The organism is Dokdonia sp. Asnod2-E02, assembly GCF_045063915.1.
Classification (GTDB): Bacteria; Bacteroidota; Bacteroidia; order Flavobacteriales; family Flavobacteriaceae; genus Dokdonia.
Genome location: NZ_JBEFNX010000005.1, coordinates 3,066,585 through 3,092,001 on the forward strand (window position 1 = coordinate 3,066,585; position 25,417 = coordinate 3,092,001).

The window sequence follows — 25,417 nt, forward strand, 5'->3', positions numbered from 1 at the left end:
TTCGGTTATTTATGGTTAATTATTTTTTCCATTTTTATGTTTGCTCGCTCGTATGATGCATTTTCTTCTACGGGAATCTCAATAAAACCCCATTTTTTATAAATATGAATAGCGTTTTCTAAAACGGTGTTTGAATAGAGTATGAGTTTTGAAAGGTTTTCCGCTTTCGCGAAAGCGATACAATGCTCCATTAATTTTTGACCTATGCCTAGACCTCTAGCCTGTGGAGATACTGCCATTTTTGTAAGTTCTAGTACACCATTTATTTGTGTGGGCATAAGCGCCACGGTGCCTACAATCTCATCATTGTGCTGGGCAAAAAATATGTATCCTCCTTTATTTATAATGTAAGTCTCTGGCTTACTTAATACTTCTAAGTCATAAGGTTCTACATAAAAATAGGTCTCTAGCCATTCTATATTAAGATGCTTGAAGGCGTCTTTATGTTTTGTGTTATAGGGTATAATGTTCACGATGATTTCTTATAAAGTCTGTAACGAGGTAAGATAATGCTTTACCTACTTGTTGATAATTTTTCTTTGTTGGAGCGGCCTCACAAATATGTAAATAACCACATTTATTATTTATCGCAAGCTGTCCTAAAAAATAACGCATCATCTCTAAGTTAAATCCAGAAGGCGTTTGTGCGCTACTTGAGAAATTTGCAATACTATCTACATCTATCTCAATACCTAATGTATTGTCACTTAACTGGGAGATAGCAGTTTTAAAATTTTCCACCTGTTTACTTTCGAGAAGCATATCCTCCATATCAAAAGCGGTGATATGATTGCTAGTAGCTATCATATTGTAAATATACTGTGGTGTGTAGTTTTTATGTAACCCGAAGATACAATAGGTCTTGAGGTATGAGTTCTCACTTTCTAGCGCATACGTAAAGCCATTGCCACTATGTCTATAATCTGTTTTTCTTAAATCTGTATGAGCATCAAAATTGATGACATTTATAGCTTTTTGCAAAGCCGTTGCAGTACCTTTTATATTTCCGTAGGCGTTATTATGACCGCCTCCTATAACTATAGGTATTTTGCCCGCACTTACTATGCGGTTTACTACGGTTGCTACTTTACTATCTATTCTTGCTACAATACTACCTAGGTTTTCTGGATTCTCTTTATCTATATCGTCTATATCTGGCGATACAGCTATATGACCTAATAGTAGGATATCGTTACCATTATTAAATTGATTGTCTTGAACGTTTACAAAAGCTTTTACAAAACTTCCCCAAGCTTTTATTGCCCCGGGCTTACCGTAATTTGCGCGAATTCCAATATCCTCACAAATTCCAAAAAGAACATAGGTGCAATTATTATTTACAATGTCATCTAGGCTATCACATAGTTGCAAGGTTTCTCCTAGCTTGGTCTCACCAGCTCGAAGATGTGTGAATGGTTTAATGTCACTTTCTGTTGCAATGTGTAGCTGTATCATATCAATGCGTTATCGCGTCTGAGAGCGCTTCTATACATTGCTCTCTTATAATGTAAAGTTCGTCTAGCGTATATGGTAGGTTATCTCTTTTTATCCAGTCTGCGAGTACAGATTTGTGATAGTTCTTTTTATACTCACCTATCTGGTCTGTATCTATTGTGGTTTGCATTAGTATTGCATCTTTCCACTTAAGGTTTTTAGACTGAGCAAATGTGTAATCATATACTTCGTCATCATAACATAAAAACGTGTGTGCTTCTAGCATATATGGCAGGTTGTATTTATCAAGAGTCGCTCCCACACCTGGGGTGTTCTCTTCATTCATAGCATAAATAGCAAGTTCTAGTTGTAAGCCATAAATTGCGTGCTCATCTGTGAGTGTTTTTAATGTGGCGTGTTTTGTACTACAAGTGCCTCGACCATTTGTAATAATGTTTCCAAACTCTAACGGGTTTTCTACTCTCCCATAAGGAAGATGATGCACTTTGCGTATCGCGTCATAAAAAGTAGTAACTCCGTGTTCAATAAATGTGTCACTTACCGGGCTTCCCGGTACGATAAAAAAATTAGGTATAATCATAAGACTTCTCCATTTACAATTACCTTATCAATCTGGTGTTGTCCAAAGTGATAGGGAATTGCATTGTAAGAGGGTAGGGGTTTAGTAATTATTAAATTTGCTTTTTTTCCTTTTGTAATACTTCCAGTTTCTTTTGCGACATCCATTGCAAATGCACCGTTTATAGTAGCTGCAACAATTGCCTCTGCAGGGGTCATTTTAAGATTGATGCACGCCTGTGAGACTATAAAATTCATAGAGCTGCTAGGTGATGATCCTGGGTTGTAGTCTGTTGCCACAGCAATACATAGGCCTGCGTCAATAATCTTGCGTGCGGGTGTATATGGTATATTTAAGAAGAAAGAACAGCCTGGTAAGGCTACCGGTATCGTATTTGATGTTTTTAAGGCATCTATATCTTTTTCGGTAAGTTCTTCTAGATGATCTACAGTGAGTGCTTCAAGCTCTATAGCCTTCTGTATACCACCTATACTTGTAAACTGGTTTACGTGTACCTTAGGTTTTAAGCCGTGGGCCTTTCCTGCGTTTACTATGGTATCCATTTCTGCTACAGTAAAGTATCCTGTCTCACAAAATATGTCTATAAAATCTACTAATGACTCCTTTGTAAATGCTGGTATCATCTCATTTACAATCTCATCTATATAAGCTTCTCTATTTTGTTTGTGTCGTTCTGGTATAGCGTGAGCAGCTAGTAACGTTGCTTTTACAGGGATATCTACGGCAGTACTGAGTCTTTTGATAACGCGCAGCATCTTAAGTTCTGACGCTACTGTAAGGCCATAACCTGTTTTAATCTCTATAGCTCCAGTACCCGTTTTAATACATTGTGATAAGCGCTCTAATGCATCTTCATAAAGTTCATCTTCGCTCATTGCCTGTAACTTGCGAGCGCTGTTCAAAATTCCACCACCTCTGGCAGCAATCTCTTGATAACTCAAGCCTTTTATGCGATCTACAAACTCATCTTCACGAGTTGTAGCAAATACTAGATGCGTGTGAGAGTCACACCACATAGGTAATACTATTTGACCTGTTGCATCTATAACTTCATCTACAGCGATAGGATGTAAGTCATCCATACTACCATACTCATAAATGCGATCTTCATCTATTACGAGATACGCATTCTCAATATATGGCATAGCGCCCATCTCCTTACCACAAAGAGGCTTATCATATTCTCCAGTTACTAAAAGCTGATATATGTTAGTAATCAATTTCATCCTTTTAAAGGTAGCAACTTTATACGACTATTGCATTAACATTTTTAAGAGAATGTCTAAAACTGTGCTAAGCCATTGGCCCAGAGTGCACTATTTTATTCTTTAATAATGAGAGAGGTGCTCTAGGTGTTTTTTGTATTTTTAGAACATTAAAAAAAGTAAAGTTATGTCAAAGTCAAACCAGGGTCTCAATACCATTTGTACTCACACGGGAGAAGTTAAAGACGAGCAGTTTCAAGGAGCTGTTTCTCCTATATTTATGTCATCTTCATATGCCTTTATGGATGTAGATGTAAAGCGCTATCCACGTTATTTTAATACACCTAACCAAGAAGGTCTAAGCAAGAAAATTGCAGCTTTAGAAAAAACTGAGGCGGGAATGATTTTTGGCAGTGGTATGGCTGCAGTGAGCACAACGTTACTTGCGTTTTTAAGAAGTGGCGATCACATTGTATTACAAGAAACTTTATACGGAGGGACTTACAACCTTGTGGTAGAGGAGTTTGATAAATATGGTATCACCTATACGTTTACAGAAGATCTTAGTGAGGCCGCTTTCGCGAAAGCGATTACCCCACAAACCAAAGTTATCTACATAGAGACCCCGTCTAACCCGCTTATGAAAGTGACAGATATGGAAATGGTCTCTGCACTAGCCAAAAAGCACGGCATTGTAACGATGATAGATAACACCTTTGCATCACCTGTAAATCAAAATCCAAAAGTTTTTGGCATAGATATAATGATACACTCGGCAACAAAATATATGGGTGGTCATAGTGATATCTGTGCAGGAGCCGTTGCAGCAAGTCAAGAGCATATAGACCGTATCTGGAACCTAGGTAAAAATCTAGGAGGAAGCTTAAGTGATCTTATGGTCTGGATGCTTGAGCGTAGTATCAAGACAATGGCGCTACGTGTTAAAGCTCAAAATAGAAATGCAAAGAAACTTGCCAAGTGGCTCGATAAAAAGGAGGAAATAGATAAGGTGTATTATCCAGGTCTCAAGTCGCATCCTGACTATGCTCTTGCAAAAAAGCAAATGAGCGGTTTTGGTGGTATGATGTCCTTCGAGTTAGCACCACACATTGATGCAGAGGAGTTTCAAAAAGCGCTTAAACTCATAAAACCTTCTATGAGTCTTGCAGGTGTAGAGAGTACAATGCTTTGCCCAGCGCAAACCTCTCACTTTTTACTAGGAGAAGAAGAGCGTGCAAAACAAGGCATTGCAGATGGCTTGATACGCTTTTCTGTAGGTATAGAAGAGAAAAAAGATCTTATGGCAGATATTGACCAAGCGCTTGAAGTTGTGCTTAAAAAAGCAACAATAGTAGCAGACTAGAATTGTACGGCTTATAAAATGCCATTACAGGCATTATAACAATATATTTTATGAAATTAGACATACTAGCTATAGGAGCACATCCAGACGACGTAGAGTTGGGCTGTGGTGCAACGATAGCAAAGGAAATAGCAAACGGAAAGAAAGTAGGTATTCTTGATCTTACAAGAGGAGAGTTAGGAACAAGAGGATCTGCAGAGATACGTGATGTAGAGGCAGCAAATGCAGCAAAGATATTAGGTGTGAGCGTACGAGAAAATATCGCACTTGCAGATGGATTTTTTGTAAATGATAGAGAGAGCCAGCTCAAGATTATAGAAATCATACGTAAATATCAACCAGAAATGGTACTCTGTAATGCTATTACAGATAGGCACATAGATCACGGTAAAGGGAGTAAACTGGCCAGTGATGCTTGCTTTTTAAGCGGTCTTAAAAAAATAGAAACTATAGTAGAAGGAAAGCCTCAAGAAAAATGGCGTCCCAAAACTGTGTATCACTATATACAGTGGCAAAATATAGAACCAGATGTGGTAGTAGATGTTACTGGCTTTATAGATAAAAAATGTGAGTCTGTGTTTGCTTACACATCACAGTTTCACGATCCAAATAATAAGGAAGGAGACACGCCTATATCTAGTAAAACTTTTAAAGATAGCATAAACTATAGAGCAAGAGACCTAGGTAGACTTATAGGTACAGAGTATGGTGAAGGTTTTACTGTAGAGCGATATGCAGCTGTAAATAGCCTATTTGACTTAATATAAGAGCTCACAACACACAAAGCATATAAAAACAAAAAAGCTATCCAGAAGGATAGCTTTTTTTTAAGGGTGGAAGACCGGTTTCGAACCGGCGACCTCTGGTACCACAAACCAGCGCTCTAACCAGCTGAGCTACAACCACCATTTTAATTGCGAGTGCAAAGATAATTAATATTAATAGATGTACAACCTTTTATCAAAAAAAATGGAGCATTTTTTTTGCTCCATTTTTTATAATTCTGATAATGAGTTGTTTCTGTTTTACTCTTTTTCGGCTTTATCTACTACCGGTTTTTCCTTTCTGTTTGCAAGTTCCCACGCTGTTGCAAAAACGAGCTTTGTGCGCTTCTCAAGTAAAGGATAGTTAATCTTATCTGGAGTATCACTTATTTTATGATAATCATCGTGCGTTCCATTAAAGTAGAAGATTACTGGCACATTGTGCTTTGCAAAGTTATAGTGGTCTGAGCGGTAGTAAAATCTGTTAGGCTCATTTTCTACATTATAACGGTAGTCTAGGTTAATGTCAAAGTACTTTGCATTTACTGCAGATGAGATATTGTGTAAATCTGTACTAAGCTTATCAGAGCCTATGAGGTACACATAGTTGTTATCTTCTTTGTGCGCATCATCATTACGACCTATCATATCTATGTTAAGATCTGCAATGGTATTTGCAAGTGGGTATACTGGATTTTCTGAATAATATCTTGATCCATAAAGACCTTTTTCTTCACCTGTAACGTGTAAAAATAGGATAGAGCGTTTAGGTCCCTTCCCATCTTTAACAGCTTGTTTAAAAGCCTCTGCAATCTCAAGTAAAGCTACTGTTCCAGAGCCATCATCGTCTGCACCGTTATATACATTTCCTTTTGCGTCCATACCTACGTGATCAAGGTGTGCAGAGAGCACAAGAACCTCTTCTGGCTTTTCTGATCCTTTTATAAAAGCAAGAACATTTTCAGAATCATTAAGCCCGCTTCCTTTTCTAAAAAATGTATTAGGAACGATTTGATAGTAATCACCATTATTACCTGGTTGTACGTTTAGCTCTTTGTAATAGTTTACAAGGTATGCTGCTGCCTTTTTTTGACCTGGGTCTCCTGTGTTACGCCCTTCAAATTCATCACTGGCATACACGTAGAGCATTTCTTTGAGTTCTCCTTCGGTGATTGTGTTTGTGTACTTACGTACGTCTGTCTCGTCACTTTCTAAAGCGGTAACATCTATTATTACAGGGTCTGCTGCTTGGGTAGGAGCTACTGCTTTTTTTGATTCATTGCAAGATAATGCTACAAGGCTTAAACCTAAAAGCGCAAAATATTTTTTCATTCAAATTTATTTTAAGATTGCTAAAAGTACAGAATTCAACCGAATAAAATAGGAGAGTGCTGTAAAGCCTGTTAGTACGCTTTCGCGAAAGCGTAAAGAAACTGCATAAAAAATGCCACTCTAGTTAAGAGTGGCATTATGGTATTACTTTATGAGGCGTAAGTCTCTTAGTTGTTAAGCATTACTGGCATTACAAGCATTGTTACTTGCTCACCTTCATCAAGACCATCTACTGGAGTTAAGATACCTGCTCTATTAGGAAGTGACATTTCTAAAGAAACATCATTTGCATTCATATTATTAAGCATCTCTGTTAAGAATCTTGAGTTAAAACCTATTTGCATATCATCACCTTGATAATCACAAGTAAGTCTCTCTTCTGCCTTGTTGCTGTAATCTATATCTTCGGCAGAGATGTTAAGTTCTGCTCCAGCAATTTTAAGACGTATCTGGTGTGTTGTTTTATTTGAGAAAATAGATACACGACGCACAGAGTTTAAAAATTGGTTGCGGTCTATAGTAAGTCTATTTGGGTTTTCCTTAGGTATTACGGCCTCATAGTTAGGGTATTTACCATCTATAAGTCTACATACAAGCTCTACGTTATCAAAAGTAAATTTGGCATTGCTCTCGTTGTACTCTACAGATATCTCATCGTCAGACGTAGAGAGGATTCCTTTAAGTAAGTTAAGTGGCTTTTTAGGCATAATAAACTCTGCTGCCTGTGATGCTACAACATCTGTACGACCATACTTTACAAGCTTGTGAGCATCTGTTGCTACAAAGGTTAAACCATCTGTTGCAAACTGAAAGAAAACGCCGCTCATCACTGGGCGTAAATCGTCATTACCTGTTGCAAATATGGTGTTGCTTATAGCCGTAGCAAGCACGCTTCCAGGTATTTTTACCACACTAGGATCTTCTAGTGATACGGCATTAGGAAACTCTGCACCATCTGCATATGCTAGTGCATATTTACCGTGGTTAGAGCTTATCTCTATGGTGTTATTTTCGTGCTGAGTAAAAGTTAGTGGTTGCTCAGGAAATGTTTTAAGCGTGTCTAGTAACAAACGCGCTGGTAATGCAATAGCTCCATTATCACTAGACTCTACATCAAGTTTTGAAGTCATTGTAGTTTCTAAATCTGATGCCGAAACCGTAAGGGCGTTACCATCAAGTTCAAAAAGAAAATTATCTAGTATAGGTAATGTGTTGCTATTATTAATCACCCCTCCCAACACTTGTAGTTGTTTGAGAAGGTAAGAGCTAGAGACTATAAATTTCATAGTATTATTAGGTTTTGCTATGCAAGAAAATTGAATATAAAGTGATGCAATAAATTACCTGCACACTACTTACAAATATATTTGAAATGCGACGGCTTTAGAAATTAACTTATCAACATCTAGCGGGCGTAACGACGCTTTCTTATTGCAGTATATATGACGCCAAAAATAAGTAGTATCACAAGCGGAAGCCCAATGGTCAAGACTTGCCACGTGGTGATCTCTTTTGAAACCTTCTGGGAGTCTATAAATGGAAGGGCAATTTCTTTACTTCTTATGTTAATAAGACCATTATCATCGAGCAGGTAATTAACCGCATTAAGCAAAAACTCTTTGTTACCATAGCTGGTTCTTGTGTAGTAGTCAAAGCCTAATTCTAGTGGCTGCCCGCGGCTATCTAGTTCGTTTGCTATAATGTCACCGTCAGATATGAGTATGAGTTTTGAGGGGTTTGTTGCGCTTTCGCGAAAGCGTTCTTTATCACTTCCATCTGGTAAAACACGATTTGTAAATGCCGAAGAAAATGCACCTTCTACTAAAACAGCTAGTGGTTGTTGTCCTGCTTGAAAATCTGCCTCCTGAGGTTCTATATCTACTTGTGCAAGTGCAATTTCTCTAGGAGTTGCTTCTAGCTTTGTATAGATACTAGATTGTAATAATACTGTTTTTGAGAGTTCATTATTAGACTCAAGAAGTTCTATAGGGTTTGCGTAGTTAAAGCGTACCGGTTTTTCAATATTAGTATTTATAGGGTGGGTGTTAAGGCTAGGTACCTGTGGTCTGTATAACCACGGTAGTTGTATGTATTGTGACTCACTTCCTTCTCCAGATGCTACACTTAGCGGGGCAGAGTAGAGGTCTACCACTAGTGAGGGATTTATGCGTACACCATATTTAAAGAGTTGATCGTCCAGATTGAGATCTCTAGGAAATGCAACTGTTTTACCTGCATCATTACGCAGACTATCATCTTCTATTGCCACAGCATCGAGCATCCAGAGGCTGTTACCTCCGTTTATAATATATTGATCTATCACATATTTTTGTTGCTCTGTAAATGCCTTTGTAGGCTTTGCGATAACTACGAGGTCAAAGGTGTTTTGTAAGGCTTTTAGTGCTTTTTCTGGGTCTTGGTTTGCCACCTCCATTGGGAAGGGGGCAATATTATAAGTATCGCCCAGCTTACGAAACATATCTGCAATTTTTGCATCTGGTAATTCACCATTATCTCGTAGTACTGCTATGCGCTTAGTCTTTGCATTTAAAGAGATGTTAAGCCCCTCTGCAAAGGCATACTCAAGATTTTGAATAGACGCATAAACCAGCTGTTCTGGTGACGATCCTACCGCATTTTTTACTAAAGAAACAGGAACGGCTTTACCATTAAAATTAATAGTAGCCCAGGGGAAAATAGTTTGTGTAGTCTCCCTGCCGTCTTGTTTTACTTTAAGCGGGATAGTGGTCATTCCAAACTCGTTAAACTGCCCTGCTACTTGAGCGGTCGTTTCGCCAGGCTCTACAGGGTTTGAAAACTCAAAGTAAATATTAGGATTGTGAGCCTGCATTTCTTCAAGAAGGTAGCGCGTCTCGTTCTGAAGCTTTTTAAATTCTGCAGGAAAGTCTCCTTCAAGAAAAATATCTATGATAAGAGGACTTTTAATTTGGTCTAATAATTCCTTTGTAGGCTTGCTTATGGTATACCTACCGTCCTGAGTTAAGTCATAACGTTTATATGCAAATGAACCAGCATAATTTATAAGTAGTAACCCTACAAACAAGAGTAGCGGTTGCGCTATGTTAGAGATTTTTTTCACGTAAGTCTGTTGATTTTTTTGCAATCTCCATACCGTGAGTATGATAAAAAACGCAGTTACACTTATAAAGTAGATAAGATCTCTCGTGTCTATAACTCCTCTGCTTATACTTTCATAATGTGATTTAATACTTAAGCTTGATAAGAAGGTTTTGCTACCCTCTAGGCTGCTGTAAGCTACGACACCCTCAATTCCAAAATAGAGAAAAAAGCAAAGCCCTACTGATGCAATAAAGGCAACAATTTGATTACTAGTACAGGTAGATATAAATATTCCTAATGCCGTATAGATACTAGCAAGCAGTATAAGTCCAGCATATGACCCTATGGTTACACCAACGTCGAGATTACCTACGGGGTTACCTAGCATATATATAGCGAGCACATACATTAACGTAGGTATAATAGCAATAAGTATGAGGCTGTAAGCACCCAGATATTTACCTAGCGTAAGTTGTAATGTAGTAATGGGTTTTGTGAGTAATAGTTCTAAGGTTCCTGCTTTTTTTTCTTCACTAAAACTGCGCATAGTTACCGCAGGTATAAGGAAAGTAAACATCCACGGGGCGATAAGAAAAAATGGAGCAAGGTCTGCAAAGCCTGAGTTAGGAATATTAAATTCTCCTTCAAAAACCCATAAAAATAATCCTGTGACCACTAGAAATAACCCTACGACTAGGTAGCCTATAGGTGAGGAGAAAAATGTGGTGATTTCCTTTTTTAATATTGCGTACAATGGGTTACTTTTTTTGAGTAAAACTACAGTAGATTTTTTAATTTTTGAAATACATTTTAATCTGAGTATGTAGATTGAGGAGGCCCATCTATTGGGATTTTTGCCCCTAGATAGGTAGGCTCTTTACTTATGCCTAACTCTAAGTATGCTTTTACATTTGCTAGAAGTTCTCTGCGTTTATTAGCATTCTCACGCTGGTAGATATGTTTATCTCCTATAAAGCCGTAATAGTCAAGACCTAATCTATTTGCGATAAAAAGTGCTCGAGGTAGGTGAAATTTTTGAGTTACTACAATAGCTTCCTTTACATTAAAAACAGAGCTTGCTCGATACATACTATCATAGGTGTCAAAACCTGCGTAATCTAAAAATATATCTTCTTCTGGCACTCCTTGGTTAATAAGGTACTGTTGCATAGCCTTAGGCTCATTATAAGATTTTGTACCATTATCTCCAGAGAGTAAAAATCTAGACACTTTACCCGCGCGATAAAGGGAGAGCGCGCTCGAGACCCTATCTTCTAGCATAGTAGATAGATCACCGTTAGATCGCACACTAGCACCTAGTACAATAACTGTATAAGCTTGAGGTACCTCGGTAATTTTATTATAAGTTTGATCTTTAGTGCTAGATTTAACGTGGCCAGAGAGTATAAATATCCCACAAGCAAGGAGTGCCAAAAAAGCAAAAAGTAGGATGGTTATTTTCTTAATAATTTTTCTCACTAGGCCTTATCAATAATATTAATAGGTTTTTTGTCATCATTTATAGCGACAAAGGTAAATTTACCCGCCACGGCTAGCTCGCGATCATAGCTATACATATCTTCCTTGTAAATCTCAACGCGTACCATACAGCTTGTATTGCCCACAGTTTCCACCTGAGCAATAAGTTCTACAATGGTACCTTCTGGAATTGCCTTTGTAAAATCTATTTTATCTGTAGATATAGTTACTACTTTCTTACGGCTAAAACGTGTTGCACATATAAAAGCAGCCTCATCCATCATATGTAATGCGGTACCCCCAAAAAGGGTGTCATAATGATTAGTCGTATTAGGAAAAACCGCTTTAAAAATGCGTGTCTCACTTTCTTTAATACGTTGTTGTACTGTAAGCATAGGTAGATGTGACTTAGTAATTCTTACTGCATAACATACTAGATATGCAGCCTTGTGTCTGTATCTTTGCAAGGTCTAAAAACAGAACAAATGCTACAAGTAATAGAAGCTTTAAAATGGAGGTATGCGACTAAAAAGTTTGATAACAAGCGTATGCTCTCTACCGCTCAAATAGATATTTTAAAAAATGCCTTTAATCTTACGGCCACAAGTTTTGGGTTACAGCCCGTGCGACTTGTAATTATAAGTGATAAAAAGCAGCAAGAGGCTTTAGTACCTGTAACAATGAACCAGCAACAGGTGGCAGATGCTTCTCACGTACTTGTATTTTGTATAGAAAAAAACGTAGATGGTACCTATGTAGAAGATTACTTTAATAACGTTAAGGCTATACGCAACACACCAGACGAGGTTCTAAAACCTTTTAAAGATTATCTATTAGACCATTTTAAAAACGTAAGTGTTGCAGATAATCACCTCTGGGCGACAAAGCAAGCATATCTCGCTATGGGTAATTTACTTACCGTTTGCGCGTTAGAAGAGATAGACGCCTGCCCTATGGAAGGTTTTTCTCCAGAAGGTTACAGCGAGGCCCTTGACCTAGATAAACACGGTATACAACCAGTACTAGTTATGCCTGTAGGTCATAGGGCAGAAGATGATATGTTTTCTTCCTTAAAGAAGGTTAGAAAACCTATTGCAAATGCAGTTTTAGAATTATAGTAAGTTTTGTAAATTGTAGGCAATTACAATTTTGTGGCAAGATTGTTGTTTATTTCTAGAAGTTTTTAAATTTGCAATAGCCCTAAAACAATTATAATGAAAAAATTCATCGTCTTTTTACTACTCATTTCGGCAGCGACTATGCAAGCGCAGCAGGCAAAATGGTACACAGATTTTGATAAAGCAAAGAAAGTAGCACAGCGTCAAGGTAAGCCTATCTTAATGTATTTTACAGGTAGTGACTGGTGTGGCCCGTGCAAAATGCTTAAAAAAGATCTTTGGCAAACAGATAAATTTATCCAGCAGGCAGACGACTTTGTGCTATTAGAGATAGATATCCCTTTTAGAGAAGATATCATCACACCAGAGCAGAAAAAGAAAAATATGAAGCTGCAAGACAAGTATAATAGAGACAAGTCTTTCCCTACCGTACTACTACTAGATGCAAACGGAAGAAGAAAAGACGAGGTGTCTGGATACAGTATGCTACGAGATACAGCACCGTACTACGCGTTTTTTGATAAAGCACGTCGCTTATAATAACGGTTCAAAAGAAATTATTTCAAAAGCGTTCAAGTAATTGGGCGCTTTTTTTTTTACGCTTTCGCGAAAGCGTAATAACAACCCATCAACTCTTCCCTAGTAATTTGAGACGAAGGTATCTGTAAAGGTCATATCTTCTTATCTTTGCCCCACTCTAAAATAACATATGTCAAAAGTAGTTTTAATCACCGGTGCCTCTTCTGGTATAGGGCAAGCCATCGCACAGTTTTTAGTAAATCATTCATACACCGTCTATGGTACAAGCCGTAATCCTAAAAATAGTGTAGAAAATGGTGTACATATGCTGGCACTTGATGTAACAAAGCCAGAAACCATAACGACAGCAGTAGCCACGCTTCTCAATGCCGAAGGAAAAATAGACTACCTTATAAATAATGCAGGTATGGGCATAACCGGCCCTCTTGAAGAAACTCCAGATACAGAGACGAGACGTGTTTTTGAAACAAATTACTTTGGCGCACTAGAAGTGATTAAAGCAGTATTACCTACTATGCGAGCACAGCGCTCTGGTATGGTTATAAATATTACATCTATAGCTGGATATATGGGGTTACCTTATCGTGGTATTTACTCAGCAACAAAAGGTGCACTAGGCATCACTACAGAGGCATACCGTATGGAACTTAAAGAGTTTAATGTGAAGATGACTACTGTAGCTCCAGGAGATTTTGCAACCAATATTGCTGCAGGTAGATATCACGCCCCCGTACTAGATAACTCACCTTATAAAGATAACTATAAGAACACGCTAGCTCTTATGGATGAGCACGTAGATAAAGGAATGGACACCGCTATTATGGCAAAAGTCATAAAACGCGTTATGGAATCAAAAAATCCAAAAGTGCATTATCGAGTTGGGTTCTTTATGCAACGTTTTAGTATAGCACTTAAGCGTATGCTGCCAGATACTTGGTATGAAAAACTGTTGCTCAACCATTACGGCTTGTAGTTAACAAACAATTAATCCTTGTAAGGGAAACGACTTATCACTTTTAGCTACATTTGTGTATAATCAACAAAAGAAAAACCTATGAAATTTTTTATAGACACCGCAAACTTAGACCAGATTAGAGAAGCGCAAGACCTTGGTGTTCTTGACGGGGTAACTACAAACCCATCACTTATGGCAAAAGAAGGTATCACAGGCCGTGAGAATATCTTACAGCATTATAAGGATATCTGTGCTATTGCTACAGGAGATGTGAGTGCAGAGGTAATCTCTACTACGTATGATGAGATGATTAAGGAAGGGGAGGAGCTCGCTGCATTACACGAGCAAATTGTCGTAAAGGTGCCTATGATTAAGGATGGTATAAAGGCTATAAAATATTTTTCTGATAAAGGGATACGTACTAACTGTACACTCGTGTTTTCTTGCGGGCAAGCATTACTTGCAGCAAAGGCTGGTGCAACATATGTATCTCCATTTATAGGAAGACTAGATGATATCTCTACAGATGGGCTTAATCTTATAACAGAGATACGTCACATATATGATAACTATATGTTTGACACACAAATTCTAGCAGCCTCAGTAAGGCACACAATGCACGTAATAGATTGTGCAAAAATAGGGGCAGATGTTATGACAGGTCCTTTATCTTCTATAGAGGGATTATTAAGACACCCGCTTACAGATAGTGGTCTTGCTAAGTTTCTAGCAGACTATGAGAAGGGTAACAAGTAATCCTCATTAATTACTAAGCATAAAAAAGCCTCCTTAGTAAGGAGGCTTTGTTATGTAATTATATGTGGTCTATTGATTTAAATAGGCAAGTAGCTCATTCTCAAATTTTGAGCTGTGTATGTTTGCGTGGCTATTAAGAATCACACCTTTTTTATCTAGCACTATTGTCTTGTTAATATCATTGAGCACTAGTTGCTTTCTGCCCAGAGCAGGCTTTGCAAGTTGGTATTCCATAAGGGAGTTGTAATTCTTGTTATCTAGATGACGTATCCACTTATCTTGTTCTTTATTTACATTAATCGCTATAAAGTTAAACTCTGGGTATTTCCTTTGTAAATCTTTTGCTTTTTGGTGCGAGTTGTTCATATGTGACTTTCTCGAGTAAGACCAGAAGTATAGCACAGTAGGCTTTGTAATACGGCTTGATAGTGTGCTCATTGCAAGGTTAGTATCTACAATAAGAACATCTGGTATCGTGTTTCCGGCCTGCATACTCTCATTGTTAGAGTACAATGCATCTATGTTTTCAATGGTTTCTTGAGATGAAGAAACGGCCTTTATCTCATCAAACAGGGTTGCAACCTCTTTAGAGTTATTGCTGTTTGCAATAAAAATACGTGCCATCTGGTTGAGAAGTCTTTCTTTGAGCGGCTCATTTGTAATAATACTATCTATAACAGCAATCTGGTGGTGATTATGCACGTAAGACATACGGTCGTACTTAGACTGGTCACCATATCTTAAAAAACTTAGATGGTTTATGTATGATCCCAGATATCTTCTAAAACCGTATAATTCATCAAGGTTAGGATTATTTATATCTACGCTTTCGCGAAAGCGGTAAAAGTCACCTGGCAGTTTTTTAATGAAGTTAAGTTTATCTTTCCCATAATGAGCAAAGGGGTAAAGCTCCTTGCGCTGATAGTTATCCAGTTTTGAAACCGCTCGGGCAATATCTATAAAATCATCTGAGTAGGTGGCTTCGGGATTATTTAAGAAATCGCTCAATTCTTCTTGATGTATAATAGACATTGAGTCTAATGTCTTTTGAAAGTTTTGAGGATTTTTCTGATACTTTCTTTTTATGTTGTTGTTTTCAGACTCCCAGTGCAAGTACATATCTATAAGAAAAGTACTTTTTTCTGAACCGTAGCCAGAGAAGCTTAAAGACTCATCAAACTCTTTTGTATTAACACGCAATAGTATACTGTCACCTTCCTCAATATGAACAATCTGGTGTTCTCCGTGCTCAAAGCGATAAAGGCCGCTTTCAAAATTTTCTAGTTTATGTAAAAATCTATTACGTCTATCTAGGGGTATACTATCTGTAACGTTTTCACCTTTGCGCAAAAGTACATAGCTCTGTACAGGGTTAATAATCTCACCGCCTATGTAGGTTCCGTCTGCCTTGTCTTTGTCTTCAGAGATGCAACTGCTTGTACATACTACAAGTAACGAGAGAAGGGCGATGTGATATTTCATATAGGGTATTAATTTATGCTTGAAAAGCAAGCATAGCGCATTGTTCTCAAAAATAAGTTTAAAGGTGTATTGAAGTTGTTAAAGCCACGTTAAAAGCATTTAACTATCCTTATGTTTAAAATTTCTTTAATTATAGGTATTTTTGCAGGCTCTAAACAGACAATTTTATGTTATCAGTTTCTAATCTTTCGGTTCAATTTGGTAAACGCGTTTTATTTGACGAGGTAAACACTTCGTTTCTTAATGGCAATTGCTACGGTATTATAGGTGCAAATGGTGCAGGAAAGTCTACTTTCCTTAAAATATTAACGGGACAGCAAGACCCTACTTCTGGTCACGTTCACCTAGAGCCAGGTAAGCGTATGTCTGTACTAGAGCAAAATCACTATGCTTATGATGAGTTTGCCGTACTTGAGACTGTGGTAATGGGTAATAAGCCATTATATAAAATCAAATCTGAGATTGATGCATTATATGCAGACTACTCAGATGAAAATGCAGACCGTATAGGAGAGCTTCAAGTACAGTTTGAAGAGATGAATGGCTGGAATGCAGATAGTGACGCAGCTACAATGCTATCTAACCTTGGTATAAAAGAGGAGCTTCACCATACATCTATGGCAGATCTAGATGGTAAGCAACGTGTACGTGTCTTAATTGCACAGGCACTTTTTGGTAATCCGGATGTACTTATTATGGATGAGCCTACAAACGACCTGGATTATGAGACGATTGCTTGGTTAGAAAACTTCTTAGCAAACTATGAGAATTGTGTGATAGTAGTATCTCACGACCGTCACTTTCTTGACGCGGTTTGTACACACATATCAGATATAGATCACGGTAAGATCACTCACTATAGTGGTAACTATACCTTCTGGTATGAGTCATCTCAACTAGCAGCCAGACAACGAGCACAGCAAAACAAAAAAGCTGAGGAGAAGAAAAAAGAATTACAAGAGTTTATCGCTAGATTCTCTGCAAACGTTGCAAAATCTAAGCAAGCTACATCTCGTAAAAAGATGATAGATAAACTTAATATAGAAGAAATTAAGCCTTCTAGCCGTCGTTATCCAGGTATTATATTTGACAGGGATCGTGAGGCTGGAGATCAAATTTTTAATTGTGCAGGCCTTACTGCAAGTCTAGATGGAGATGTACTCTTTAAAGGTGTAGATATCAATCTAAATAAAGGTGACAAGGCAGTATTATTTTCTCGTGATAGTCGTGCTACTACAGCATTTTATGAGATTATAAATGGTAATCAAACTCCAGATAGCGGTAGTTTTGATTTCGGAGTTACAACAACACAGTCATATTTACCGCTAGATAACTCATCGTACTTTCAAGACGGAACGCTTAACCTTGTAGACTGGTTACGCCAGTATGCACAAACAGAAGAGGAGAGGGAAGAGGTTTTCTTAAGAGGTTTCTTAGGAAAAATGATTTTTTCTGGTGAAGAAGCACTTAAGATGTCAGACGTATTATCTGGAGGAGAAAAAGTGCGCTGTATGATTTCAAAAATGATGATGAAGCGTGCAAACATCTTAATGGTAGATGAGCCTACAAACCACTTAGACCTTGAGTCTATTACAGCGTTTAACAATGCACTTAAAAACTTTAAAGGTACTGTAATGCTTACTACACACGATCACGAGTTTGCAAGCACAGTAGGTAACCGTGTAATAGAGCTTACTCCTAAAGGAGTTATAGATCGCTTTATGAACTTTGATGAGTATATGAGTGATAAGAGCATCAAGGAGCAGCGTATGGCGATGTACGAGTAGGCTACTCCCTTACTTTTTATTAGTGAAGTAAGAGATGAGCATATAAATACAGAATATGCTTAACGCGCCGCTTATTATAATGCGAAGTAATGGTAATTCCTCACCTCTTAATAAAGGTGATAAACGCCATAAGGAGTATAATAAGAAGAGTACATAAAAGATAAGACGGCCAGGAGATACTCCTGGCTTTTTCTTTTCTGTAGTACTTTTAGAGATCGTTTTTAGAGGTTCACTTTGCGATTCTTCTTGTGAGAGCGAGTTAAGCTCATCATCTGTAAGGGCATTAGTTTTAAAATCCTCTAGGGTCGCTGCTACGACGTGTTTTGCTTTTACTAGATGTTCCTTGTCAACCAGTAGTCTTGATTGATCTGGAGAGCCTAGTGCATAGCCAGCTAGCTTTGCACTCTCATTATCATCTCTCAGTATACTAGGGATTCCTTGTTCTTCTAGAATGATCTGTAAACGTTTTGTCTCAATGGCAGATCCAGTGTGGATCTTCTCATAACGGGAATCTGGTAGTATACTCATATAGTTATCTTGTTTTATCGTAAGTGCTATTCCATATCGCTTTGTTGAAATTTTTACCTAGTGCAAAGGCATAAAATAACACAATCGCTGCGATGGACTTAAACATAAAGAAAAAGACCATAATATCTTGACTTAAATCTTGATTCTTTGTAAAAAGACCATCTGGTATAAGCATAGTGGCTATTAGGCTTATTAAAAGTGTGGTTACGATAAGGTTTTCAAAAGATTTAAAAGACCAAGCCCACTGCTTTCTAAAGGGGTTAAGGTCATTTCCCCATTTATGTATGAGGTAGTAATAGCCATTACCCATAGGGGCAAAAAGTAAAGGGTCGTCTGCTTTTTCTAGTACAAACATTTTTGACGGAGCTATGATTTTAAAACCATCTAGCTCTGTATTGTGCGTGTTTTCAAGATATTTAATATTGTCTAGCGCTTGCTGTGGATATTTACCTTTAAAGTACTTTGTGCCTAGAAAACGAAGTCTGTAATCTATACAAATCTTTTCTATTTGTTTAATGTGGAATATATTTTCGGCGGCCAGTAGGTCTATGTTAAACTCATTGTAACCTGAGCCAGAAGGACTATTAAGGGTTTTTAAGATTCCGCTTTCGCGAAAGCGGTCTTGTGTAAAAATAGCTTCTACTTGAGCCAGAATATCTTGCTCTTGCTCACTCTTGCTGCGCTCACGTAATAATTTGTTGTGAATGTTTGTTCTGGTTAATAGCATCTCTTTTTTTCTACTAAATATACAATACAAAAGCCGCAATGTCAATGCAACAGTCATACTGTATAAAATTATTGAAACTATTAAACAAATATGTTAAGGTCTTAAGAGCAGTAAGTTGTGCTTCTCTAATTGTAAGATGCCTCGATTGTAGACAATAAAAAAGCCCCAAATTTTCAAGAAAATTTGGGGCTTAAAGTAATTTGTTAAAATGATTATCTAAGCGTTGCTCCTAGTTCTTTTTCAAAACGTTGTTGCAGTTTATTCATCACTTTGTCAATATTCTTATCTGTAAGTGTTTTGTTTTCATCTTGTAATAAGAAACTCACAGCATAACTTTTCTTTCCTTCTGGCAAGTTTTTACCTTCATATACATCAAAAAGGTTTACTTCTTTGAGTAATTGCTTTTCCGTTTGTTTTGCAAGCGTTGCAACCTCCTCAAACTGGACCTTTGTGTCAAGTAATAAGGCAAAGTCTCTGCGCACAGATGGATACTTTGGGATATCTTTAAAGCGTACTTTATTACGAGCAGCAATCTCTAAAATCGCGTCCCAGTTAAAATCTGCAAAGTATACGTCTTGAGAAATGTCAAATTTCTTTAAAACACTTTTCTTTACAATACCGTAGGTTACCACTTCTTGTTTTCCAAGAGATAAACCTACAGCTTCAGAAAATAAATCATTTTTCACACTCGAAGGACGTACTCTGGTAATATTAAGTTTTTCTAGTACTGATGTCACAACACCTTTTAAGTAAAAGAAGTTAGTAGGAGTGCTAGTACCCGTCCACGACTCACTGTTGCGATTACCTGTTACAAATAATGCAAGGTGCTTATCTTCCTTGCGCTCACCTGGGTAATTGTGATACGTTTTTCCAAACTCAAAGAGCTTTATATCACTACGACGGCGGTTTACATTATACGAGATTGCTTCAAGTCCAGAAAACAGCATAGACTGTCTCATTACACTAAGTTCTTTACCTAGCGGGTTAAGCATCTCTACATTGTATGCATCTTTAAGATTTTCAGAGAGTGTTGTGTAGGCTGGAGTGGTAAGGCTGTTTGCCATCATCTCATAGAAGCCTTGTGCCGCGAGTTGATTACCCACTACATCACTTACTCTGTGATCATCAAATTTTGAGGTAGATGATACGGTAGCATTAAGCTTGTTGCCAAAAGAGATGTTGTTATAACCGTATACACGTAGTATCTCTTCTATAACATCTGCCTCTCTCGTCACATCATTTCTAAAAGCTGGTATGGTCATACCTATACCGCTTTCTGTCACGTTGTTAATTTTAATATCTAGTGACATTAAAATTTCTTTAATCACCTCACGAGGTAATTCTTGGCCTATAAGTTTTGTAGTATTATCAAAGTTTAAGAACACCTGCTGGTCTTCTATCTTTTTAGGGTAGATGTCTACTATCTCGCTTGTAATCTCTCCACCGGCAATCTCCATAATAAGTATAGCAGCTCTTGTAAGTGCATACTCAGTAATATTAGGATCTATACCTCTCTCAAAACGAAAAGATGCGTCTGTATTAAGCCCGTGGCGCTTTGCTGTTTTACGCACAGCCACAGGGTTAAAGTAAGCGCTTTCTAAAAAGATGGCATTTGTATTTTCTGAAACGCCACTATGTAAACCGCCAAAAACTCCGGCAATACACATAGGCTTCTCTGCATCACAGATCATAAGATCATCTCCGTGTAGTTCACGCTCTACACCATCTAGTGTCGTAAACTTTGTTCCAGCTTCTAGTGTGCGTACTTCAATCTTTTCTCCAGTGATTTTACTAAGGTCAAAGGCGTGTAGCGGTTGCCCTAGTTCGTGAAGTACATAATTAGTCGCATCTACAATATTATTAATAGGCGAGAGGCCTATAGCTTTAAGTCTGTGTTGTAACCACTCTGGCGAGTCTTCTACCTTAAGACCGCTTATCACAACTCCCGCGTAGCGTGGTGCTTTTTCTGAGTCTAGTACATCTACATCTATTTTGTGTACACGCTTTTCTATTTTAAAAGAAGAGGTAGATGGAGTGATAAGTCCTTTGTTTATCTCTTTTTGTAACAATCCAGCTTTAAGATCACGGGCAACACCCCAGTGACTCATAGCATCTGCACGGTTAGGCGTAAGACCTATTTCAAAAACTTGATCATTTTCTATTTCAAAAACTTGAGCAGCTGGTGTTCCTGGTACAAGTGCCTCGTCTAGTATCATAATACCGTCGTGACTCTTACCTAGGCCTAGCTCATCTTCTGCACAGATCATACCGTGAGATTCCTCACCACGTATTTTTCCTTTCTTAATTTTCCACGCTTCACCTTCTTCTGTGTATAGTGTAGTGCCTATAGTTGCAACTGGTACTTTTTGACCTGCAGCTACATTTGGCGCACCACAAACTATCTGTACTGGAGCCTCAGCACCTATGTCTACCGTAGTTACTTTAAGCTTGTCTGCATTGCTGTGTTGCTCGCAGGTAAGCACGTGACCTATTACAATCCCTTCTAGACCGCCTTTTACACTTTGGTATGTATCTATACCTTCTATCTCTAGACCTAGGTCTGTTAGGAGTTCGCCAGTTTTTTCGGCATCCCAATCTATATCAATAAACTGCTTTAACCAGTTGTAAGAAATTTTCATAAAAATGGAGCTTTTTGAAGTAGGCAAATATAGGATAAGTAAGCAAGTAGGCAAAGGAGAAGAGAGAGTATCTGTGTAGTTTTTTACGCTTTCGCGAAAGCGTATATATCCCCATTTCATTACTTACAACCGCATATTTTGCACTTGCGTAATAAAGTCATTGTTACATCTTTTTAAAAGTTGCGGTTACTATAACTTTGTTTTATGAATAAAATATTGATCATTTTAGTTTTGGCTAGTTTCTTTTCTTGTAAAAAAGACGTCCATTCGCCAGTAAATAAAGGTATTAAAGAAGGTGTGTGGCGTGCTACACTAGCAGTTCAAGACAATGAGGAGTTACCTTTTGTCTTTGAGTCTTTTGAAGACGGGACACTTGCTATACATAATGCCAAAGAGCGCATTCTGGTAGATGAAATAACGATTACGGGTGATAGTGTACGTATTCAAACTCCAGTTTTTGAGGGATATTTTTCTGGACGCTTTCGCGAAAGCGGAAACCTAATAACGGGTAATTTTATAAAGCCCAGTCTTGATCGCATAGTCCCTTTTAAGATGGTGTATGGAGACTCAGTACGTTTTATTACTAAGTATGCTCAAGAAGATGATAAGCTGCCGTATGTGAATGTGACAGGTAGTTGGGAAACAGTTTTTAGCCCAGAGAGTGAAGAAGATCGTTACATTGCAAAGGGTATGTTTAAGCGTACGGGAGCTGTTGTAACAGGTACTTTTAGAACAACCACCGGAGATTATAGGTATCTAGAGGGTAGGATTAATGGTGATGAGATGCGTCTCTCTACCTTTGACGGGGCACACGCTTTTCTATTTGTGGCTACCGTAACAGGTAGTACGATGCAAGGTGATTTTTATAGTGGTAATCATTGGAAAGAGCCTTTTGTAGCAAAACGTAACGACACTTATGAGTTGCCAGATGCAAAGAATCTTACATATCTCAAAGAAGGCTATGATCGTGTTGACTTTGCCTTTCCAGATGAAAGCGGGAATATCATTTCTCTGCAAGATGAGCGATTTAAAAATAAAGTCGTGCTTGTGCAGATATTGGGCTCTTGGTGTCCTAACTGTATAGAGGAGTCTAAGTTTTATAGGGATTATCTCAAATGCAATCCATCAAAAGATCTTGCAGTCATAGGTCTGGCTTATGAATATGCAAAAACAGAAGAGGCTGCGCGCAACAGTATAAAACGCCTTAAAGACAGGTTAGAGCTTCCTTATCCGGTGCTCTTAGCGCAGTATGGGCAAGGAGCAGACAAGGCTGCTGCTGCAAAAACATTGCCTATGCTTAATCACGTTCTTTCATACCCAACTACAATTTATATAGATAAAAAAGGCGCTGTGAGGCGCATACATACTGGGTATAACGGTAAAGCGACAGAGGAGAAGTATCTTGAGTTTGAAAAAGATTTTAATGATTTTGTAACGGTGTTGCTTTTAGAGTAATCAAGAGATATAACTCCAGATATTCTTAAACTTCATCATCTGGGCATACATAAAGCGTATGATCTGGTTTTCTTCTTTCTCAAACTTAGGATCGTCTTTTACCAGTTGCCAGGCGTAGCTTCTGGCTACTTTTAGAATGTCATTGTCACGTATAATATCTGCTATTTTAAGGTTGAGCGCGCCACTTTGCTGGGTTCCTGTAATGTCGCCTGGGCCTCGCAGCTTTAGATCTACCTCTGCTATTTCAAAGCCATCATTTGTACGTGTCATTGTCTCTAGGCGCACTTTACTATCGCTAGAGAGTTTGTGACTGGTCATAAGGATGCAATAGCTTTGCTCTGCACCCCGACCTACACGACCACGCAGCTGGTGTAACTGGCTTAACCCAAAACGCTCTGCACTCTCAATAATCATTACAGAAGCGTTAGGAACATTTACGCCAACTTCTATTACGGTTGTGGCGACCATAATTTGAGTTTCACCTTTTATAAAGCGATTCATTTCAATCTCTTTATCGTCTGGTTTCATCTTTCCGTGCACGATAGAAATCTGATATTCTGGCATCGGAAATTCACGAGAAATACTCTCGTAGCCATCCATCAAATCTTTGTAATCCATCGCCTCAGATTCTTGTATTAATGGGTATACAATATAGACCTGTCTACCTAGGGCAATTTCGTCCCTAATAAACTTAAAAACTTTGAGTCTATTTGCGTCATATCTATGCACCGTTTTTATGGCTTTTCTGCCCGGTGGTAACTCGTCAATTACACTCACATCTAGATCACCGTAAACAGTCATCGCAAGGGTGCGGGGGATAGGGGTGGCGGTCATCACAAGTACGTGTGGTGGGTACTCATTTTTGTGCCATAACTTGCTGCGTTGCTTTACCCCAAAACGGTGTTGCTCATCTATCACTGCGAGCCCAAGATTCTTAAATTTTACCTTGTCTTCTAGTAGAGCGTGTGTACCTATAAGGATGTCTAGCTCACCATTTTCTAGCTGCTCGTGTATGATTTTACGTTCTGAAGCTTTGGTTGAACCTTGAAGTAATGAAATACTGGTATTCAGTTCTTTACATAAATCTAATAATCCTTGATAGTGTTGCACTGCCAGGATGGCAGTAGGCGCCATTAAACAAGCCTGAAAACCGTTGTCAAGTGCCATTAACATTGACATAAGCGCTACTATGGTCTTACCAGAACCCACATCTCCCTGTAAAAGCCTGTTCATTTGCGCATTTGTACCTAGGTCGTGACGTATTTCTTTAAGAACACGTTTTTGTGCACCGGTCAACTCAAAGGGTAAATGGTCATTATAAAACTCTGTAAAAATGGGACCAACTTTCTCAAAGGGATACCCCTTTATTTTAGTTTTATGGTTTACATTTTTAAAGGCAAGTTGTAGCTGGATATAAAAAAATTCTTCAAATTTTAATCGGTATTGAGCACGTGCAAGATGCTCTTGAGATTGCGGAAAATGAACGTTTAAAAGTGCCTCTCTTTTTGGCATTAATTTGAGCTCTGTAACAAGGGGTTTTGAGAGGCTCTCAAAGAGGTGATTTTTTGCCTCCATAAAGAGGGTTTGCATCACTCCATTTACCACCTTGTTTGTGATGCCACGATTAGATAATTTTTCGGTAGATGGGTACACGGGTTGCATTGCAGATCGTATACTTTTTTCGTGCTCAGAAAGCAGTTCCATCTCTGGATGTGGCATCGAGAATTTGCCGTTGTAATAATTACATTTTCCAAAAATTACATAAGGCGTATTCATCTTGATACCCTCCTTGATCCATTTATGACCTCTAAACCATACTAACTCCATCTGTCCACCATCATCTCTAAAGGTTGCCACAAGCCTGCGACCTTTGCCCTCTATCATCTTCATACTGGTAAACTTCCCTATAATCTGCACCTCTGCATTGCTACGCTCAAGCTCGCTTATTTTATAATAGCGCGTTTTATCAATATATCTGTGCGGGAAAAGATGCATTAGGTCCTGAAAGGTGTGTATACCCAGCTCAGACCGCAATAAGTCTGCTCTGTTAGGACCTACGCCTTTAAGGTAATCTATGGGAGTTTGTAAAAATGTGGGATTCATTAAAAGTAAAAATAAGCCTTTAACTCAAATTTTCGAATGCCTGTATAAAAGATACTGGCTCAAAAGTT

At 38.2% G+C, this 25,417-nt stretch carries 22 protein-coding genes and 1 tRNA gene; 8 read left to right on the forward strand and 15 right to left on the reverse strand.

Annotated elements, in window-relative coordinates; translation table 11 throughout:
* Positions 1-5: 5 nt before the first annotated feature.
* The 4 genes from ACJJVM_RS13925 to hutI are packed head-to-tail and all read right to left on the reverse strand — an operon-like array spanning position 6 to position 3,261.
* On the reverse strand, positions 6-473 hold the full coding sequence (locus ACJJVM_RS13925) for a GNAT family N-acetyltransferase (RefSeq protein ID WP_298348540.1): 468 nt from the start codon (positions 471-473) through the stop codon (positions 6-8).
* Positions 454-1,455: a formimidoylglutamase gene (locus ACJJVM_RS13930; protein WP_405212026.1), complete on the reverse strand. Its 1,002-nt coding sequence runs from the start codon at positions 1,453-1,455 to the stop codon at positions 454-456. Before ACJJVM_RS13930 ends, ACJJVM_RS13925 begins: the two co-directional genes overlap by 20 nt.
* A gap of 1 nt (position 1,456) precedes the next feature.
* Positions 1,457-2,035, reverse strand: a complete 579-nt coding sequence (locus ACJJVM_RS13935) for a hypothetical protein (protein WP_298348544.1) — start codon at positions 2,033-2,035, stop codon at positions 1,457-1,459.
* The gene (hutI, locus tag ACJJVM_RS13940; protein WP_405212027.1) at positions 2,032-3,261 is read right to left on the reverse strand and encodes an imidazolonepropionase; all 1,230 of its coding nucleotides are present in this window, start codon (positions 3,259-3,261) and stop codon (positions 2,032-2,034) included. The genes ACJJVM_RS13935 and hutI overlap by 4 nt, the downstream gene beginning before the upstream one ends.
* 166 nt (positions 3,262-3,427) lie before the next feature.
* Between hutI and ACJJVM_RS13945 the strand changes: the two genes are divergently transcribed.
* Both ACJJVM_RS13945 and bshB1 read left to right on the forward strand, forming a co-directional pair.
* Positions 3,428-4,603: a trans-sulfuration enzyme family protein gene (locus tag ACJJVM_RS13945; RefSeq protein WP_405212028.1), complete on the forward strand. Its 1,176-nt coding sequence runs from the start codon at positions 3,428-3,430 to the stop codon at positions 4,601-4,603.
* A gap of 50 nt (positions 4,604-4,653) precedes the next feature.
* A complete protein-coding gene (gene bshB1, locus ACJJVM_RS13950; RefSeq protein WP_299148961.1) occupies positions 4,654-5,370 on the forward strand; it encodes a bacillithiol biosynthesis deacetylase BshB1 in 717 nt (238 codons plus the stop codon).
* Between the two features lie 64 nt (positions 5,371-5,434).
* Here bshB1 and ACJJVM_RS13955 read toward each other — a convergent pair.
* The 6 genes from ACJJVM_RS13955 to ACJJVM_RS13980 form a co-directional block, all read right to left on the reverse strand.
* A tRNA-His gene (locus ACJJVM_RS13955) sits at positions 5,435-5,510 on the reverse strand.
* Between the two features lie 118 nt (positions 5,511-5,628).
* Positions 5,629-6,699: a M28 family metallopeptidase gene (locus ACJJVM_RS13960; protein ID WP_035324609.1), complete on the reverse strand. Its 1,071-nt coding sequence runs from the start codon at positions 6,697-6,699 to the stop codon at positions 5,629-5,631.
* Positions 6,700-6,866: 167 nt separating this feature from the next.
* Positions 6,867-7,985, reverse strand: coding sequence for a DNA polymerase III subunit beta (gene dnaN, locus ACJJVM_RS13965; protein ID WP_021778818.1), 1,119 nt, complete (start codon positions 7,983-7,985; stop codon positions 6,867-6,869).
* A 119-nt stretch (positions 7,986-8,104) separates the two neighbouring features.
* A complete protein-coding gene (gldG, locus tag ACJJVM_RS13970) occupies positions 8,105-10,534 on the reverse strand; it encodes a gliding motility-associated ABC transporter substrate-binding protein GldG (protein WP_405212029.1) in 2,430 nt (809 codons plus the stop codon).
* A 56-nt stretch (positions 10,535-10,590) separates the two neighbouring features.
* Entirely contained in the window at positions 10,591-11,259 is a 669-nt protein-coding gene (locus ACJJVM_RS13975) for a vancomycin high temperature exclusion protein (RefSeq protein WP_405212030.1), read from the reverse strand.
* A complete protein-coding gene (locus ACJJVM_RS13980; protein ID WP_405212031.1) occupies positions 11,259-11,654 on the reverse strand; it encodes an acyl-CoA thioesterase in 396 nt (131 codons plus the stop codon). The genes ACJJVM_RS13975 and ACJJVM_RS13980 overlap by 1 nt, the downstream gene beginning before the upstream one ends.
* A gap of 90 nt (positions 11,655-11,744) precedes the next feature.
* On the opposite strand from ACJJVM_RS13980, the gene ACJJVM_RS13985 reads away from it, so the two are divergent.
* The 4 genes from ACJJVM_RS13985 to fsa all read left to right on the forward strand — a co-directional run bounded on the left by ACJJVM_RS13985 (position 11,745) and on the right by fsa (position 14,628).
* Positions 11,745-12,377 (forward strand): NAD(P)H-dependent oxidoreductase, encoded by a 633-nt coding sequence (locus ACJJVM_RS13985; protein ID WP_405212032.1) that lies wholly within the window; start codon positions 11,745-11,747, stop codon positions 12,375-12,377.
* A gap of 96 nt (positions 12,378-12,473) precedes the next feature.
* Entirely contained in the window at positions 12,474-12,917 is a 444-nt protein-coding gene (locus ACJJVM_RS13990; RefSeq protein ID WP_405212033.1) for a thioredoxin family protein, read from the forward strand.
* A 169-nt stretch (positions 12,918-13,086) separates the two neighbouring features.
* Positions 13,087-13,890, forward strand: a complete 804-nt coding sequence (locus ACJJVM_RS13995; protein WP_299148955.1) for an SDR family oxidoreductase — start codon at positions 13,087-13,089, stop codon at positions 13,888-13,890.
* 81 nt (positions 13,891-13,971) lie between these two features.
* Complete coding sequence (gene fsa, locus ACJJVM_RS14000) at positions 13,972-14,628, forward strand: fructose-6-phosphate aldolase (protein ID WP_298348572.1); 657 nt, start codon at positions 13,972-13,974, stop codon at positions 14,626-14,628.
* A gap of 69 nt (positions 14,629-14,697) precedes the next feature.
* On the opposite strand, the gene ACJJVM_RS14005 is transcribed toward fsa, so the two are convergent.
* Positions 14,698-16,110: a TlpA family protein disulfide reductase gene (locus tag ACJJVM_RS14005; RefSeq protein ID WP_405212034.1), complete on the reverse strand. Its 1,413-nt coding sequence runs from the start codon at positions 16,108-16,110 to the stop codon at positions 14,698-14,700.
* Between the two features lie 167 nt (positions 16,111-16,277).
* On the opposite strand from ACJJVM_RS14005, the gene ACJJVM_RS14010 reads away from it, so the two are divergent.
* Positions 16,278-17,897: an ABC-F family ATP-binding cassette domain-containing protein gene (locus tag ACJJVM_RS14010; RefSeq protein ID WP_405212035.1), complete on the forward strand. Its 1,620-nt coding sequence runs from the start codon at positions 16,278-16,280 to the stop codon at positions 17,895-17,897.
* Between the two features lie 9 nt (positions 17,898-17,906).
* Here the strand turns inward: ACJJVM_RS14010 and ACJJVM_RS14015 are convergent, their stop codons facing one another.
* The 3 genes from ACJJVM_RS14015 to pheT form a co-directional block, all read right to left on the reverse strand.
* Positions 17,907-18,425 (reverse strand): putative signal transducing protein, encoded by a 519-nt coding sequence (locus ACJJVM_RS14015; RefSeq protein WP_298348578.1) that lies wholly within the window; start codon positions 18,423-18,425, stop codon positions 17,907-17,909.
* 4 nt (positions 18,426-18,429) lie between these two features.
* Positions 18,430-19,152 (reverse strand): hypothetical protein, encoded by a 723-nt coding sequence (locus ACJJVM_RS14020; RefSeq protein ID WP_405212036.1) that lies wholly within the window; start codon positions 19,150-19,152, stop codon positions 18,430-18,432.
* A gap of 212 nt (positions 19,153-19,364) precedes the next feature.
* Complete coding sequence (gene pheT, locus ACJJVM_RS14025) at positions 19,365-21,791, reverse strand: phenylalanine--tRNA ligase subunit beta (protein ID WP_405212037.1); 2,427 nt, start codon at positions 21,789-21,791, stop codon at positions 19,365-19,367.
* Between the two features lie 204 nt (positions 21,792-21,995).
* Between pheT and ACJJVM_RS14030 the strand changes: the two genes are divergently transcribed.
* Positions 21,996-23,246, forward strand: a complete 1,251-nt coding sequence (locus ACJJVM_RS14030; protein WP_405212038.1) for a TlpA family protein disulfide reductase — start codon at positions 21,996-21,998, stop codon at positions 23,244-23,246.
* Here ACJJVM_RS14030 and recG read toward each other — a convergent pair whose 3' ends face one another.
* On the reverse strand, positions 23,247-25,349 hold the full coding sequence (recG, locus tag ACJJVM_RS14035) for an ATP-dependent DNA helicase RecG (protein WP_405212039.1): 2,103 nt from the start codon (positions 25,347-25,349) through the stop codon (positions 23,247-23,249).
* Between the last annotated feature and the right edge of the window lie 68 nt (positions 25,350-25,417).

Excerpts from the sequence above, each read along its gene's own strand:
- ACJJVM_RS14030 (WP_405212038.1), top strand. The coding sequence starts at position 21,996 with ATGAATAAAATATTGATCATTTTAGTTTTGGCTAGTTTCTTTTCTTGT.
- ACJJVM_RS14010 (WP_405212035.1), top strand. The coding sequence starts at position 16,278 with ATGTTATCAGTTTCTAATCTTTCGGTTCAATTTGGTAAACGCGTTTTA.
- ACJJVM_RS14015 (WP_298348578.1), bottom strand. The coding sequence starts at position 18,425 with ATGAGTATACTACCAGATTCCCGTTATGAGAAGATCCACACTGGATCT.
- ACJJVM_RS13960 (WP_035324609.1), bottom strand. The coding sequence starts at position 6,699 with ATGAAAAAATATTTTGCGCTTTTAGGTTTAAGCCTTGTAGCATTATCT.
- bshB1 (WP_299148961.1), top strand. The coding sequence starts at position 4,654 with ATGAAATTAGACATACTAGCTATAGGAGCACATCCAGACGACGTAGAG.
- pheT (WP_405212037.1), bottom strand. The coding sequence starts at position 21,791 with ATGAAAATTTCTTACAACTGGTTAAAGCAGTTTATTGATATAGATTGG.
- recG (WP_405212039.1), bottom strand. The coding sequence starts at position 25,349 with ATGAATCCCACATTTTTACAAACTCCCATAGATTACCTTAAAGGCGTA.
- ACJJVM_RS13980 (WP_405212031.1), bottom strand. The coding sequence starts at position 11,654 with ATGCTTACAGTACAACAACGTATTAAAGAAAGTGAGACACGCATTTTT.
- ACJJVM_RS13930 (WP_405212026.1), bottom strand. The coding sequence starts at position 1,455 with ATGATACAGCTACACATTGCAACAGAAAGTGACATTAAACCATTCACA.
- ACJJVM_RS13935 (WP_298348544.1), bottom strand. The coding sequence starts at position 2,035 with ATGATTATACCTAATTTTTTTATCGTACCGGGAAGCCCGGTAAGTGAC.
- hutI (WP_405212027.1), bottom strand. The coding sequence starts at position 3,261 with ATGAAATTGATTACTAACATATATCAGCTTTTAGTAACTGGAGAATAT.
- ACJJVM_RS13985 (WP_405212032.1), top strand. The coding sequence starts at position 11,745 with ATGCTACAAGTAATAGAAGCTTTAAAATGGAGGTATGCGACTAAAAAG.
- ACJJVM_RS14005 (WP_405212034.1), bottom strand. The coding sequence starts at position 16,110 with ATGAAATATCACATCGCCCTTCTCTCGTTACTTGTAGTATGTACAAGC.
- ACJJVM_RS13990 (WP_405212033.1), top strand. The coding sequence starts at position 12,474 with ATGAAAAAATTCATCGTCTTTTTACTACTCATTTCGGCAGCGACTATG.
- dnaN (WP_021778818.1), bottom strand. The coding sequence starts at position 7,985 with ATGAAATTTATAGTCTCTAGCTCTTACCTTCTCAAACAACTACAAGTG.
- ACJJVM_RS13945 (WP_405212028.1), top strand. The coding sequence starts at position 3,428 with ATGTCAAAGTCAAACCAGGGTCTCAATACCATTTGTACTCACACGGGA.
- ACJJVM_RS13995 (WP_299148955.1), top strand. The coding sequence starts at position 13,087 with ATGTCAAAAGTAGTTTTAATCACCGGTGCCTCTTCTGGTATAGGGCAA.
- fsa (WP_298348572.1), top strand. The coding sequence starts at position 13,972 with ATGAAATTTTTTATAGACACCGCAAACTTAGACCAGATTAGAGAAGCG.
- ACJJVM_RS14020 (WP_405212036.1), bottom strand. The coding sequence starts at position 19,152 with ATGCTATTAACCAGAACAAACATTCACAACAAATTATTACGTGAGCGC.